This window comes from Achromobacter sp. EG18 (genome assembly GCF_059759395.1).
Map to the genome: position 1 here is coordinate 1,268,028 of NZ_CM186213.1, position 13,454 is coordinate 1,281,481.

The following is a 13,454-nucleotide window of genomic DNA, read 5'->3' on the forward strand; positions in this document are numbered from 1 at the left end:
CTGGCTCAGGTCCGCGTGGCCAGCCACACCGTCGCGTTGCCGCAAGCGGCGTCCCATTCGACGTGGCGCAATACCTCGAAGCCGTTGGCCGCGAGCAGCTCGCGGTATTCGGCGCTGTCCAGGCTGCCGTGATAAAGCGGCTGGCCGTCGAGCTGGCCGATGGCCTCGCCCAGCGTCGTGCCGCTGGTGAACATCAGCGCCGCGCCCGGCGCCGCCAGGCGTCGGAACTGGGCGAACATGGGCCGCTGGTCTTCGGGGGCAAGGTGAAAGAAGCTGTGCCAGGCGATCAGGCCGTCGAACGGTCCGGCGCAGGGCAGGCGGCGCATGTCGGCGGCGATCCAGGTGTGCCGCGGAAAGCGCGCGGCGGCCCGAGCCAGCAGCGCGGGCGCGCTGTCCACGCCGGTGAGCTGGCAGCCGATGTCGATCAGGTGGCCGGCGATCGGCATGCCGGTGCCGCAACCGATGTCCAGCACTCGCGGCGCGTCCGCCGGCAGCGCCGCCAGGAAATCCGCCAGCCACGCGCGCTCGATCAGTGTGTTGCCGCGGTCGCGCTCGAACGCCGCCGCATGCGCCTGGTACAAGGCCATCACACCGGCGGACAAGGGATGGGCCATGTGCGTCGTCTCCTGGCGTCGATCAGGCCTGGAACCGGCACCTGCCGGCCCTTGCCCATCATGCCACGCGCCGGAGGCTCCCGCCCGCGCATGACAGCGGCATGACGATCATGCCCCCGGCGTGCGGCATTCATACAGCTGATATTAAGGCATCACCCCTACAATCTATCAGACCCATGGGCCGGCCCCCACGAGCGGGCGCGGCCTGAAACAGATGTTCACGCGCCTTTGCCGCCCGGCGGGAACCCGGCCCCGCTTGCGCCTATCCATATCCTGTCCGTTGCCTTCCGGTTTGTATCCCATGCCGTCCACCCCGCAGCAGCACCTTCCCGATCCGGGCGGAATCGTCATTCACGCCAGCGGCGCGCTGGCGATGGCGCAACATTTCCTGTCCGACCTGGGCCTGCTCGCCGCCGCCCACTGCCAGGCGCAACCCGGCGCCGCCGGCGCGCATGCCGCGCTCACCCCGGGTTTCGCCGCCAGCTACCTGCCCGACTACGACACCACGGGCGTGGCGCGGGCACTGAGCCTGCGCACCGACGCCAACGACGCCGACCTCGATCGCGAGATCGTGCTGGCGATGCTGGCCAGCCCGGTCGCCTTCGCCTTTCCCACGGTCGCGGAACTGGAATCGGCCGTGCGCATCCGCCGCTACATCGTGCGCGCCGCCGCCAAAACGGCGCTGGCCTTCGACACCGAACACGCCGAGCGGCCCGAAGACTACTGGACCTACGACGAGGCGCGCGGCTTCACTGTGCTGCCGGGCCGCTCGCTGATCGACGGCCTGCGCAAGGCCACGCAACCCGAGGCTTCGGGCCAGCTGTACGCGTTCTCGTGCTATCGCGCCACCGAATACGTCACCGTGCTCGGCATCGCGCAGGAACTGCGCGATGCCAATCCCGAATTGGGCCAGCGCCTGCAACGCCAGTGGGAAACGCGCGCGGTCATGTCCGGCAGCTTTCACGAGACCTTCCTGCAGGAATACGGCGCGCTGGACGCGCCGCTGCCGCAGCGCTTCTACGTGCCGGGCGACCGGCTCTGGTTCCGCAATCCCGACGCCGCGTCCTCCGACGTCGAGGGCTACGAAGGCTCCTGGGTGTTCTACCTGGGCGGGGGCCTGTTCAACAATTTCTGGGAACGCGGCGCGCCCTACACGCTGGCCTCCAAGTGCGTCGAGATCTTCCACTGGCGCCATGGCCTGCGCGCCGACGCGGCCGGCAAGCCCTTCATCGACGAAGCCATCGTCAAGGAACATGTGCACCGGACGCTGGCCGACCCCGAGGCCACCGCTGCCGTCCTGGCGCGCATGATGCGGATCCGCGATCCGCAGGGCGTCTACGCCGAGGGCGGCTGCATCGACGCTACCCGCGAACGGGTGCGCTGGGTGCGTCCTGGCCACAGCGATATCGTGCTGCCCGACTTTCCCCGCCCCGCGGTGTCACGGTCCTTCGCGGCCTGACCCCGCATCACGCCGGCGCATCGCTTGACGCGCGGCGTTTCATGAAACATCATATGTTTCATGAAGCACACACTGTTCCGAGTGTCCTCGCGGAGCCGCCCATGACCTTTGCCCAAACCCCCGGCGCCTCGGACGACTATGCCGACCGCGTCGCCCGCCATGTGCCGGGCCTGCGCGACCTGCACCGCATGATCGGCGTGCTGATGGCCGAGCAGACGCCCGCCGACGGCCATCTCCTGGTGCTGGGCGCCGGCGGCGGCCTGGAACTGAAAGCACTGGCCGAAAACGGCCCGCGCTGGCGCCTGGACGGCGTCGATCCCTCCGCGGACATGCTGCGCCAGGCCCGCGCCACGCTGGGCGAGCTGGCGCCGCGCGCCACTTTGCGCCAAGGCTATATCGACGATGCCCCCGAAGGCCCCTACGACGGCGCGACCTGCCTGCTGACGCTGCACTTCCTGGCGCCCCAGGAACGCCTGCGCACGGTGCGTGAAGTGAGCCGCCGCCTGCGCCCCGGCGCCCCATTCATCGTCGCCCACCACAGTTTTCCGCTGCAACGGCGCGATGCGTGGCTGACGCGCAATGCCGCCTTCATCACCGCCGCCGGCGTGCCGGCCGCGCAGGCGCGCGACGGCATGCAAGCGATGCGCGACAAGCTGCCCGTGCTGGATCCGCAGGCAGACGAGGCCATCCTGCGCGACGCCGGCTTTACCGATATCGAGCTGTTCTACGCCGCGCTGACGTTCAAGGGCTGGGTCTGCCGCAAGGCCTGACGGCACGCGCAGCGCCGCATCAGCCGCGGCCGAAATCCTTCTGCTTGAAATCGGTATCGCCGCGATACCCGTACAGGCGCGAAACCGCCTGGAAATCCTCGGGCGAGAAGCCGGCCCAGGAGTAGTTGCGGACGTTCTTCCTGCTCTGCGCATCGCGCACGTAGAAGGACAGCGACGCCTTCTGCTCGGGCACGTTCACCGCCTTGTGCAGCGACGGCACGAATTCATATTGCGACGTGGGGTAGGTTTTCTTGACGCCCAGCAGCGTGCCGACCTGTATTTCGCTGTCGCTGAAGGCGTATCGGTTCACGAACACATAGTCCTTGCGGACCGCCAGGAACACGACCAGCGCCAGCGCCACGGTGGCCAGATAGAAGCCCGGCGTATTGATGTCGCGGTCGACCGTGTAGCGATAGGCATAGTTGAATACCAGCGACAGCAGGCCCACGGCGATGACCAGTTGTCCCAGTTGGGAAAACAGCCATTTGGCCTTGTTCTGGATGTTGACGATCAGCATTGCGAGGGTCCCTATGACGGTTGTTATTGGAAGCACGGGAATGGCAAGCGCGTAGTGTGCCGCAAGCGGGCGCGCCGCAACCGTTCCGTCTACGCTTTGTTACCCCTTGGCCAATTGCGCCGCCAGGGCCAGCGCCTGCGCCAGGAACGGCGAGGCGTCGTCCTTGCGGTAGCTGGCGATCACCGGCGACACGAAGGCCTCGGCGTCGATGCGCACGTGGACCACGTCGCGCCGCTGCAGGCGCTGCACCGAGGCCGGCACCACCGTCACACCCAGTCCGGCCGCCACCAAGCCGATGGCGGTCTGCAATTCGTTGGCCTCCTGCGCCACCTGCGGCGCGTGGCCGGCGGCGCGGAACAGGTCCAGCACGTGATCGGCGAAGTTGGGCCGCGGCCGCGCCGGATACAGCAGGAACGGCTCCTGCGCCAGCCGGTCGACCGACACGCTGTCGCAGCCGGCCAGCGGATGGCGCAGCGGCACGGCGGCCATCAGCGGCTCGGTCATCAGCACGCGGCGCTCGATCGCCGGATCGTCCAGCAGGATGCGGCCGATGCCCAGGTCGATGCGGCCGGCCTTGAGCGCCTCCAGCTGAGGCAGCGTAGTCATCTCCATCAAGCCGACCTCGACCTGCGCGTCGGCGCCGCGCAGTTGCCGGATCAGCTCGGGCACGAAGCCATACAGCGTCGACGGCACGAAGCCGATGCCGAACCAGCGGCGCCGCGCCTGGCCCAGCCGCCGCGTGCCCTCCAGCACTTCGTCCAGCCTTGCGGTCAGCAGCCGCGACTGCTCCAGCAGGAAGCGCCCGGCCTCGGTCAGACGCAGGGCGCGGGTGGTGCGTTCGAACAGCGCCACACCCAGTTCCTCTTCCATCTGGCGGATCTGGCGGCTGAGCGGCGGCTGCGCCATGTGCAGCGCTTCGGCGGCACGGGTGAAGCTGCCCTCGCGCGCCACCGCCTGGAAATACCGCAGGTGCCTGAGTTCCATGGCTATCCAAACCCTATAGGTATAAATGGAGACCCATATAGTCTTGGACTTGGCGGCGTAACGCAAGCGATACTGCGCTTGCCCTGAAGAACCTGCTTTGGAAAGTATGAATCCGGTAACGATAAATTCGGTCGAGGCGATCCTGGTGGATCTGCCGACCATCCGCGCCCACCAGTTGGCCATGGCCGTGATGCAGCGCCAGACGCTGGTGATCGTGCGCCTGCGCTGCAGCGACGGCATCGAGGGCATCGGCGAGGCCACCACCATCGGCGGCCTGTCGTACGGCGAGGAAAGCCCGGAAGGCATCAAGCTGGCCATCGACACCTACCTGGCGCCGGCGCTGGCCGGGCTGGACGCGGCCAACATCCACGCCGCCATGCGGCGCCTGGAAACCGTGGCGCGCGGCAACCGCTTCGCCAAGTCGGCGCTGGAAAGCGCGCTGCTCGATGCCCAGGGCAAGCGCCTGGGCGTGTCGGTCTCGACCCTGCTGGGCGGCGCCGTGCGCGCCAGCCTGCCGGTGCTGTGGACCCTGGCCAGCGGCGACACCGCGCGCGACATCGAGGAAGCCGAATCGCTGCTCGCCAGCCGCCGCCACAACACCTTCAAGCTCAAGGTCGGCCGCCGCGCCGTGGCCGACGACGTGGCCCACGTGTCGCGCATCAAGCAGGCGCTGGGCGAGCGCGCCCGCGTCACGGTGGACGTGAACCAGGCCTGGAACGAGGCCGACGCGGCCGGCGCCATCGCGCGCCTGGAAGCGGCCGGCGTCGACCTGATCGAACAACCCATCCCGCGCGCCAACCTGGCCGGCATGGCGAGGCTGGCGGCGCGCTTCGTGGTGCCCATCATGGCCGACGAAGCCGTCAACGGCCCCGAGGACGCGCTGGCCATCGCGCGCCTGGGCGCGGCCGACGTGCTGGCGCTGAAGATCGCCAAGTCGGGCGGCATCCACGAAATGCTGCGCACCGCCGCCGTCGGCGACGCCGCCGGCATGTCGCTGTACGGCGGCACCATGCTGGAAGGCTCGGTCGGCTCGATCGCATCGGCCCACGGCTTTGCCTGCCTGCCGCGGCTGTCGTGGGGCACCGAACTGTTCGGCCCGCTGCTGCTCAAGGACGACATCGTCGCCAACCCGCCGCGCTACGCCGATTTCGAGATGGAGATCCCCACCGGCCCGGGCCTGGGCCTGGAACTGGACGAAGACAAACTGGCTTTCTATCGCAGGGACCGCTGACGCGCCCTGCCCCACGGTTGTTCCCGCGCGCCGGCCACGCATCGGCGCGCGGAAAAATAATTCAAGCACACGGAGACACGACATGGTTTTGCGCCACGCTTTCAAACACCTCGCCCGGGCCTGCATGGGCCTGGCCCTGCTCGGCGCCGCCGGCACCGCCCTGGCCGACAACTACCCCGACCGGCCGGTCAAGTGGATCGTGCCGTTCCCGCCGGGCGGCGCGATGGACAGCATCGCCCGCACCCTGGGCGAATCGATGGGCAAGCAACTGAACACCTCGTTCATCGTCGAGAACCGCGCCGGCGCCGGCGGCAACATCGGCGCGGCCAGCGTGGCGCGTTCCAAGCCGGACGGCTACACCATCCTGATCGTGGCCAACGGCATGGCGGTCAACCCGGCGCTGTACGCCGACCTGAACTACGATCCCATCAAGGACTTCGCGCCGATCTCGCTGCTGGCGGTGGTGCCGAACGTGCTGGTCACCAACCCCGCGCGCAATGACGTCAAGAGCGTGGACGAAGTGATATCCAAAGCCAAGGCGCAGCCCAACCACTACACCTACGCCTCGGCCGGCGTCGGCACCTCGATCCACCTGGCGGGCGAGCTGTTCGTGTCGATGGCCAAGATCGACATGCTGCACGTGCCCTACAAGGGCAGCGGCCCGGCCATCGCCGACCTGCTGGGCGGCCAGGTGGACTACATGTTCGACAGCATCACCTCGGCCAAGCCGCACATCGAGGCCGGCAAGCTGCGCGCGCTGGCGGTGACCACCGCCAAGCGCTCTGCGGCGCTGCCCAACGTGCCCACCGTGGCCGAAAGCGGCCTGCCCGGCTACGAGCTGATGCCCTGGTTCGCCGCCTTCGCGCCGGCCGGCACGCCGCCCGAGGTCGTGGCCAAACTGAACGCGGCCATGCGCCAGGCCCTGAACGAGCCCAAGGTCAAGGCGACGCTGGATTCGATCGGCGCCGAATCCATCGGCGGCACGCCCGACGAACTGCGCGACTACCTGGCCAAGGAAACCGCGCAGTGGAAGGTGCTGGTGAAGGAACGCAACATCAAGATCAACTGAGTCACGCGCGGACTCGGCGCGGGCGCGACACGCGCCCGCTGTGCGCCGGCCGAGGGAGTTTCCCCGGCCTGCGTTGTTGCGTCGGCTGTGCCGCTACGCCGGCGCCGCGGTCGTATCGAGCAGGTGATCGACAATCGCCAGGATCTGCTCGGCGGCTTCGGCGATGTGGTGTTCCAGCGCCGCCTCGGCCTCGCCGGCGCGGCCCTGGCGACAGAACGCGATCAGGGCGCTGTGCTCGTCGTGGGCCTGCTGGCGGATCGGCGCGTTGACGATCTGGAAGCGGAAATAGCGTTCGGATTTTTCATGCAGCGCGCGCACCATGGCCAGCGCCGCCGGCCGCTGCGCGGCGCGGTACAGCAGTTCGTGCAGTTGCCAATTGAGCCGGCCCCACTGCTGCGGTTCGGCGCTGTCCATCCGAGCCACGATGCGCGCCGCCTCGTCCAGTTCCTCGGGCGTGTGCTGCGACACCGCCAGGCGCAGCAGCCAGGGTTCGAGCCGCAGGCGGATGTCGAAGAATTCCTGCACTTCGGCGCGCGACAGCATCGAGACGTAGGCGCCGCGGTGCGCGATCATGTCCACCAACCCTTCGGCGCTGAGCTGGCGGATCGCCTCGCGCACCGGCAGCCGGCTCACCCCCAGTTCCTCGGCCAGCAGTTCCTGGCGCAGGGCGGAGCCCGGCGCGATCGCGCCAGACAGGATGCGGTCGCGCAGTTCGTCGACCACTAGGTCGACGGCGGTCTTGCGCACCAGGCGACCGGCGGATCCGGCGGCGACGCGGGGTTGGGTGGCGCTGGCGGGAGAGGAATTCTGGGACACGTCACATCCGGTGGAAGATTCCGCCCGGCGGACGCCGGACGGCAGCGGATCCGTTCCACCTGCCCCACGCCCAGGAAAACCCCGAGAGACAGCCGGTGTCCGGAACCCGTTTAATGTGAGTATATTGGATCCATGATCCAACAAAAATCGACGCCCTTGCCGGGGCGATGGTTCGAGGCCGCGCGCCTCGTTTTTCTGGCACTTTTATTTTGGATCCAATATCCAATCAATAGCCCGACAGTACAAGCCGGGCGGATCACGCAACAGGAGCGGCAGCATGAGCATTCAATGGCAAGGCGTATTTCCCGCGGTCACCACCAAACTGAAGCCCGATTTCTCGCTGGACGCGGACGCCATCCGCCAGGGCCTGGAGCGCCTGATCGCCAATGGCGTGGGCGGCGTGGTGATGATGGGCATGGTGGGCGAAAACGCCCAGCTCGCGCCCGAGGAAAAGCTGGAGGTGCTGCGCATCGCGGTCGAGACCGTGCGCGGCCGCGTGCCGGTGGTGTCGGGCGTGGCCGAGACCGGCACCGCGCGCGCGGCGGCCTTCGCGCGCCAGGCGGCGCAGATCGGCGTCGATGGGCTGATGGTGTTCCCCGGCCTGACGTACAAGTCGGACGAGCGCGAAACGGTGGCGTTCTACCGCAGCGTGGCGCAGGCCAGCCCCCTGCCCATCCTGCTGTACAACAACCCGCGCGGCTACGGCGTCGACCTGACGCCCGACCTGGTGGCGCAGTTGCTGGAGGAACCGACCATCGTCGCTATCAAGGAGGAGTCCTACGACACCACCCGGGTGACCGACCTGATCACGCGCTTCGGCGACCGCCTGGCGGTGGTCTGCGGCGTCGACGACCTGGTGCTGGAAAGCGCCGCGCTGGGCGTGACCGCCTGGGTCTCGGGCATGGCCAACGCCGTGCCGAAAGCGTCGGTGGACCTGCTGCGGCTGGCGGTCGAAGGCGACTTCAAGCGCGCCCGCAAGCTGTACGCGGCGCTCACGCCGCTGTTCCACCTGGACACGGTGGTCAAGCTGGTGCAGCACATCAAGCTGGCCGAGCACCTGATCACCGGCAGCGCCGAAACCGTCAAGCCGCCGCGCCTGGACCTGGCCGGCGCCGAACGCGAACGCACCCTTGCCATCACCCGCCAGACACTGGCGGATCTTTCAGCCCTGGGCTACTGACACCGGAGCCACCATGACCCGCACCCGCCTGCCCGCGCTGGCCTTCAGCGCCCTGTCCTTCCTGGCCTGCGTCGCGGCCGCCCCCGCCGCGATGGCGGCCGACTATCCCAGCCGCTCGATGGAGCTGGTGGTCGCCTACCAGCCCGGCGGCGGCAGCGACAACACCGCCCGCGCCATCGCCGAGGCGGTGCGCCCGCCGCTGCTGGCGCAACCGACCGTGGTCATCAACAAGCCCGGCGCCAGCGGCTCGATAGGCTGGGCGTACGTGGCCAACGCCCAGCCCGACGGCTACAAGCTGGTGCTGATGACGCCGGAAATGCTGGTGGTGCCGCTGATGGGCATCGGCAAGACCACCGTCAAGGACTTCCAGCCCATCGCCCGCTTCACCGATGATCCGTCGTCGGTCACGGTGCGCGCCGACGCGCCGTGGAAGACGGTGGAGGAATTCCTGGACTACGCCCGAAAGAATCCCGAGCGGGTGGCGGTGTCCAACGCCGGCATCGGCACCGTGCCGCACATGGCCGCCGCGGCGCTGGGCGAGCAGACCGGCGTGAAGTTCGTGCACGTGCCCTACCAGGGATCGGCGCCGGCCATCATGGGCCTGCTGGCGGGCGACGTGCAGGCCACCACGGTGGCCTATGCCGAACTGCAGCAGCACGTGGACACCGGCAAGCTGCGCACCCTGGCCGTGATGGCGACGAAACGGCTCGACAACCTGCCGGACGTGCCGACCATGAAGGAACGCGGCGCCGATCTGCAGTTCAGCGTCTGGCGCGGCATCGGCCTGCCGAAGTCGGCCCCGGCCGACGCCATCGAGAAATGGCGCACCGCCGCGCGCCAGGTGGCGCAATCGCAGGACTTCCAGGCCCTGATGCGCAAGCAGAACCTGACGCCGTCATACGCCGACCAGCCGCAATTCGCGGCCGACGTGGCGCGGCAGGAACAGGCCTTCAACGCGCTGGTGCCGAAGCTGAACCTGAAACCCTGACGCGGCGAATCCGGACGCGGAAAACAAAAACCCCGGCTCCAGGCCGGGGTGGGAATCAGGTCTTACATGATGGGGCGTAGGCTTGCGCCCATTGGCAGCCATCACTCCACCGTCGCCCCTGATTTCTTCACCACCTCCGCCCAGCGCGGAATCTCCGTGGCCATCAGGGCGCGCAGTTCCTCGGGCGTGCTGCCGACCAGTTCCATGCCCATGGTCTTGCCGAGCTTTTCCTGCACGTCGGGTTCCTTCACGATCACGGCGATCTCGGCGGCGAGCTTGTCGAGGATCGGCTTGGGCGTGCCCTTGGGCGCATACACCGCCTGCCACGAGGCCATCTGGAAGCCGGGCACGCCGGCCTCCTGCATGGTCGGCACGTCCGGGGCCAGCGAGATGCGGTCCTTGGTGGTGACGGCCAGCAGCTTGAGCTTGCCGGTCTGCAAGAGCGGCAAGGCGGCGGTCATCTGGTCGAACATGAACGTCACCGCGCCCGAGGACACGTCGACCATGGCGGGCGGCGTGCCCTTGTAGGGCACGTGCGTGAGCGGCACGCCGATCATGCTGGAAAACAATTCGCCGGCCAGGTGGGTGGAGGTGCCGGCGCCGGACGAGGCGAAGGTGCGCTTGGACGGGTCTTTCTTGAGCAGCGCGATCAGGTCGGCCACCGAGTTCACGCCCAGGTTCGGGTCGACCAGCAGCACGTTGGGCAGGTAGGCGATCAGCGAGACCGGCTCGAAGTCCTTGACCGGGTCGTACTTCAGGTTCTTGTAGAGGCTGGCGTTGATGGCGTGGGTGCTGATGGTGCCGCCGAACAGCGTGTAGCCGTCGGGCGCGGCCTTGGCCACGTAGGTGGCGCCGATGCCGCCAGCGGCGCCCGGCTTGTTCTCGACGATGACGTTCTGGTGCAGCCGGTCGCCCAGCTTCTGCGCCAGCACGCGGCCGACCACGTCGGTGGAGCCGCCCACGGTGAACGGCACCACGTAGGAAATCGGCTTCTGCGCCGGCCACTCGGCGGCCGCAGCCGGCAGCGCCCACGCGCCCAGCAGCGGTCCTGCCAGCAGCGCGGCCAGCGCGCTGCGACGTTGCTTGTTCATGCTTGTCTCCTGCCCTCTGTGTTTTATAGGCATGGGTCGCCGGCCGGACGGCCGGCGCCAGGGCTCAACGGCCCTGTTCTTTGCGCCAGGCGGCGAACTTGTCCTTGGTGGCCGGGTCGGTGGGCGGATACAGGCCCAGGATCGACGCGCCGGCCTGCACCTGGCTGGTGACGAAGTCCTCGAACGCGGTCATTTCCACCGCTTCGTCCGCGATCTCGTCGGCCAGGTGCGCGGGGATCACCACCACGCCCTCGCGGTCGCCCACCACGATGTCGCCGGGAAACACGGCCACATCGCCGCAGCCGATGGGCGCATTGATATCCAGCGCCTGGTGCAGCGTCAGGTTGGTCGGCGCGGACGGCCGGTTGTGGTACGCGGGAAATCCGAGCTCGGCGATCTCGGGCGAGTCGCGAAAACCGCCGTCGGTGACCACGCCGGCCACGCCGCGCTTCATCAGGCGGGTCACCAGGATCGAGCCGGCCGAGGCCGCGCGCGGGTCCTTGCGGCTGTCCATCACCAGCACCGCGCCCGGCGGGCAGGTCTCGACCGCGGCGCGCTGCGGATGGGCGCGGTCCTCGAACACCTTGATGGTGTTCAGGTCCTCGCGCGCCGGGATGTAGCGCAGCGTGAAGGCCGGGCCGACCATGTTGGGCAGCGTCGCGTTCAGCGGCCGCACGTCCTGGATGAACTGGTTGCGCAGGCCGCGCTTGAACAAGGCGGTGCACAGCGTGGCGGTGCTGATGCCGGCCAGCTTGGCGCGGGTGGCGGGATTCATGTCTGACACGGAAAACTCCAGGGAAAGCGATTCAGGGGATGGCGGGTTCAGAAGATTTCCGGTTCCGGCACGGGCGCGCCGAAGCTGGTCTCGAGGAAGTCGAAGTCGCAGCCCTCGTCGGCCTGCAGGATGTGTTGCGAGTACATCCAGCCGTAGCCGCGCTCGTAGCGCTTGGGCGGCGGCGTCCAGGCGGCGCGGCGCGCGGCCAGTTCCTCGTCGCTGACGTTCAGGTGGATGCTGCGGGCCGGCACGTCGACGGTGATCAGGTCGCCGGTCTTGACCAGCGCCAGCGGGCCGCCGATGTAGGCTTCGGGCGCGGCGTGCAGGATGCAGGCGCCGTAGCTGGTGCCGCTCATGCGGGCGTCGGACAGGCGCAGCATGTCGCGCACGCCCTGCTTGACCAGCTTGGTGGGGATCGGCAGCATGCCCCACTCCGGCATGCCGGGTCCGCCCTGCGGGCCGGCGTTGCGCAGGATCATGATGTGGTCGGCGGTGACGTCCAGGTTCTCGTCGTCGACCGCGGCCTTCATGCTGGGATAGTCGTCGAACACCAGCGCCGGGCCGGTGTGTCGCAGGTACTGCGGGGCGCAGGCGCTGGGCTTGATGACGCAGCCGTCCGGCGCGATGTTGCCGCGCAGGACCGCCAGCGCGCCCTCGTCGTAGATGGCGGTGTCGAGCTTGCGGATGACATCGTCGTTGTAGACCTCGGCGCCGGCGATGTTCTCGCCCAGCGTCTTGCCGGTGACGGTCATGGCCGACAGGTCCAGGTGGCCTTCCAGGCGCGACATCAGCGCCGGCAGGCCGCCGGCGTAGAAGAAGTCTTCCATCAGGTACTTGTCGCCGCTGGGCCGGATGTTGGCGATGACCGGCACCTTGCGGCTGGCGGCGTCGAAGTCGTCCAGGCCCACCGGATGGCCGGCGCGGCGCGACATGGCCACCAGGTGGATGATGGCGTTGGTGGAGCAGCCCATGGCCATGGCCACGTTGATGGCGTTCTTGAACGAGGCCAGCGTCAGGATGCGCTGCGGCGTCAGGTCGTCCCACACCATCTCGACCACGCGGCGGCCGCATTCGGCCGACATGCGCATGTGGTTGACGTCGGCCGCCGGGATCGACGAGGCCCCCGGCAGCGTCATGCCGATGGCCTCGGCGATGGCGGTCATGGTGCTGGCCGTGCCCATGGTCATGCAGGTGCCGTAGCTGCGGGCGATGCCGCCTTCGACTTCGGTCCATTGTTCCTGCGTGATCTTGCCGGCGCGGCGCTCGTCCCACAGCTTCCAGGCATCCGAACCGGAGCCGAGGATCTTGCCCTTCCAGTTGCCGCGCAGCATCGGGCCGGCGGGCACGTAGACACAGGGCAGCCCGGCGCTGATGGCGCCCATCAAGAGGCCCGGCGTGGTCTTGTCGCAGCCGCCCAGCAGCACCGCGCCGTCCACCGGGTGGCTGCGCAGCAGTTCCTCGGCCTCCATCGCCAGCATGTTCCGGTACAGCATGGTGGTGGGCTTGACGAACGATTCCGACACCGAGATGGCGGGCAGTTCCACCGGAAAGCCGCCGGCCTGGAACACGCCGCGCTTGACGTCCTCGACCCGCTGCTTGAAGTGGCTGTGGCAGGGGTTCAGGTCGGACCACGTATTGATGATGGCGATGATGGGGCGGCCGGCCCAGTCGTCGGGGCCATAGCCCATCTGCATCATGCGCGAGCGGTGGCCAAACGAGCGCAGGTCGTCCTTGGCCATCCAGGCGGCGCTGCGCAGGCTTTCGTAGGTGCGTTTCATAGGCAAGTGCGGTCCAGGGATGCGAAAAGAGAAAGAGAAGAAATCGTTGACCGGACCATTTAAACACTAATACATTAGTGCGTCAGCTAGGTGAAAACCCGCTACACTCCGCTTCCACGATTGCCCCTTACGATCGACCTTGACGACCGACGCTTCCGACCGACCTTCCGTAAATTTCCCGG

General features: G+C 68.3%; 13 protein-coding genes. 6 read left to right on the top strand and 7 right to left on the bottom strand.

The genetic code is table 11. The features are described 5' to 3' along the window. Positions 1 to 5: 5 nt before the first annotated feature. Positions 6 to 614 carry a class I SAM-dependent DNA methyltransferase gene (locus tag AC6CR5_RS06030; RefSeq protein ID WP_498085346.1) on the bottom strand — a complete coding sequence of 203 codons (609 nt, stop codon included), beginning with the start codon at positions 612 to 614 and terminating at the stop codon, positions 6 to 8. 301 nt (positions 615 to 915) lie between these two features. On the opposite strand from AC6CR5_RS06030, the gene AC6CR5_RS06035 reads away from it, so the two are divergent. Next, positions 916 to 2,073 (top strand): TGL-type protein-glutamine gamma-glutamyltransferase, encoded by a 1,158-nt coding sequence (locus tag AC6CR5_RS06035; protein ID WP_112958070.1) that lies wholly within the window; start codon positions 916 to 918, stop codon positions 2,071 to 2,073. A 101-nt stretch (positions 2,074 to 2,174) separates the two neighbouring features. Further along, a complete protein-coding gene (locus AC6CR5_RS06040) occupies positions 2,175 to 2,843 on the top strand; it encodes a class I SAM-dependent methyltransferase (protein WP_498085347.1) in 669 nt (222 codons plus the stop codon). Positions 2,844 to 2,862: 19 nt separating this feature from the next. Here AC6CR5_RS06040 and AC6CR5_RS06045 read toward each other — a convergent pair whose 3' ends face one another. Both AC6CR5_RS06045 and AC6CR5_RS06050 read right to left on the bottom strand, forming a co-directional pair. Continuing rightward, the gene (locus AC6CR5_RS06045) at positions 2,863 to 3,360 is read right to left on the bottom strand and encodes a hypothetical protein (RefSeq protein WP_026383109.1); all 498 of its coding nucleotides are present in this window, start codon (positions 3,358 to 3,360) and stop codon (positions 2,863 to 2,865) included. Positions 3,361 to 3,459: 99 nt separating this feature from the next. Continuing rightward, a complete protein-coding gene (locus AC6CR5_RS06050) occupies positions 3,460 to 4,344 on the bottom strand; it encodes a LysR family transcriptional regulator (protein ID WP_020927814.1) in 885 nt (294 codons plus the stop codon). Between the two features lie 106 nt (positions 4,345 to 4,450). Between AC6CR5_RS06050 and AC6CR5_RS06055 the strand changes: the two genes are divergently transcribed. Next, on the top strand, positions 4,451 to 5,575 hold the full coding sequence (locus tag AC6CR5_RS06055) for a muconate/chloromuconate family cycloisomerase (RefSeq protein WP_020927815.1): 1,125 nt from the start codon (positions 4,451 to 4,453) through the stop codon (positions 5,573 to 5,575). 82 nt (positions 5,576 to 5,657) lie between these two features. Further along, positions 5,658 to 6,644 (top strand): tripartite tricarboxylate transporter substrate binding protein, encoded by a 987-nt coding sequence (locus AC6CR5_RS06060; protein WP_006385346.1) that lies wholly within the window; start codon positions 5,658 to 5,660, stop codon positions 6,642 to 6,644. 93 nt (positions 6,645 to 6,737) lie between these two features. On the opposite strand, the gene AC6CR5_RS06065 is transcribed toward AC6CR5_RS06060, so the two are convergent. After that, positions 6,738 to 7,460 (bottom strand): GntR family transcriptional regulator, encoded by a 723-nt coding sequence (locus AC6CR5_RS06065; protein ID WP_006385345.1) that lies wholly within the window; start codon positions 7,458 to 7,460, stop codon positions 6,738 to 6,740. A 277-nt stretch (positions 7,461 to 7,737) separates the two neighbouring features. Between AC6CR5_RS06065 and AC6CR5_RS06070 the strand changes: the two genes are divergently transcribed. Together AC6CR5_RS06070 and AC6CR5_RS06075 are read left to right on the top strand one after the other, a co-directional pair. After that, on the top strand, positions 7,738 to 8,640 hold the full coding sequence (locus AC6CR5_RS06070; RefSeq protein WP_054444774.1) for a dihydrodipicolinate synthase family protein: 903 nt from the start codon (positions 7,738 to 7,740) through the stop codon (positions 8,638 to 8,640). Positions 8,641 to 8,653: 13 nt separating this feature from the next. After that, a complete protein-coding gene (locus AC6CR5_RS06075) occupies positions 8,654 to 9,628 on the top strand; it encodes a tripartite tricarboxylate transporter substrate binding protein (protein WP_498085348.1) in 975 nt (324 codons plus the stop codon). Positions 9,629 to 9,729: 101 nt separating this feature from the next. Here the strand turns inward: AC6CR5_RS06075 and AC6CR5_RS06080 are convergent, their stop codons facing one another. The 3 genes from AC6CR5_RS06080 to araD all read right to left on the bottom strand — a co-directional run bounded on the left by AC6CR5_RS06080 (position 9,730) and on the right by araD (position 13,272). Then, a complete protein-coding gene (locus AC6CR5_RS06080; RefSeq protein WP_026383116.1) occupies positions 9,730 to 10,719 on the bottom strand; it encodes a Bug family tripartite tricarboxylate transporter substrate binding protein in 990 nt (329 codons plus the stop codon). Positions 10,720 to 10,783: 64 nt separating this feature from the next. Next, entirely contained in the window at positions 10,784 to 11,494 is a 711-nt protein-coding gene (locus AC6CR5_RS06085; RefSeq protein WP_026383117.1) for a ribonuclease activity regulator RraA, read from the bottom strand. A gap of 47 nt (positions 11,495 to 11,541) precedes the next feature. Then, on the bottom strand, positions 11,542 to 13,272 hold the full coding sequence (araD, locus tag AC6CR5_RS06090; protein ID WP_006385339.1) for an L-arabinonate dehydratase: 1,731 nt from the start codon (positions 13,270 to 13,272) through the stop codon (positions 11,542 to 11,544). Positions 13,273 to 13,454: the final 182 nt, after the last annotated feature.

What these genes read in the sequence shown, in the direction of transcription:
- AC6CR5_RS06030 (WP_498085346.1), bottom strand. Translation starts at nt 614, where the DNA reads ATGGCCCATCCCTTGTCCGCCGGTGTGATGGCCTTGTACCAGGCGCAT.
- AC6CR5_RS06055 (WP_020927815.1), top strand. Translation starts at nt 4,451, where the DNA reads ATGAATCCGGTAACGATAAATTCGGTCGAGGCGATCCTGGTGGATCTG.
- araD (WP_006385339.1), bottom strand. Translation starts at nt 13,272, where the DNA reads ATGAAACGCACCTACGAAAGCCTGCGCAGCGCCGCCTGGATGGCCAAG.
- AC6CR5_RS06040 (WP_498085347.1), top strand. Translation starts at nt 2,175, where the DNA reads ATGACCTTTGCCCAAACCCCCGGCGCCTCGGACGACTATGCCGACCGC.
- AC6CR5_RS06035 (WP_112958070.1), top strand. Translation starts at nt 916, where the DNA reads ATGCCGTCCACCCCGCAGCAGCACCTTCCCGATCCGGGCGGAATCGTC.
- AC6CR5_RS06085 (WP_026383117.1), bottom strand. Translation starts at nt 11,494, where the DNA reads ATGAATCCCGCCACCCGCGCCAAGCTGGCCGGCATCAGCACCGCCACG.
- AC6CR5_RS06070 (WP_054444774.1), top strand. Translation starts at nt 7,738, where the DNA reads ATGAGCATTCAATGGCAAGGCGTATTTCCCGCGGTCACCACCAAACTG.
- AC6CR5_RS06080 (WP_026383116.1), bottom strand. Translation starts at nt 10,719, where the DNA reads ATGAACAAGCAACGTCGCAGCGCGCTGGCCGCGCTGCTGGCAGGACCG.
- AC6CR5_RS06060 (WP_006385346.1), top strand. Translation starts at nt 5,658, where the DNA reads ATGGTTTTGCGCCACGCTTTCAAACACCTCGCCCGGGCCTGCATGGGC.
- AC6CR5_RS06075 (WP_498085348.1), top strand. Translation starts at nt 8,654, where the DNA reads ATGACCCGCACCCGCCTGCCCGCGCTGGCCTTCAGCGCCCTGTCCTTC.
- AC6CR5_RS06045 (WP_026383109.1), bottom strand. Translation starts at nt 3,360, where the DNA reads ATGCTGATCGTCAACATCCAGAACAAGGCCAAATGGCTGTTTTCCCAA.
- AC6CR5_RS06050 (WP_020927814.1), bottom strand. Translation starts at nt 4,344, where the DNA reads ATGGAACTCAGGCACCTGCGGTATTTCCAGGCGGTGGCGCGCGAGGGC.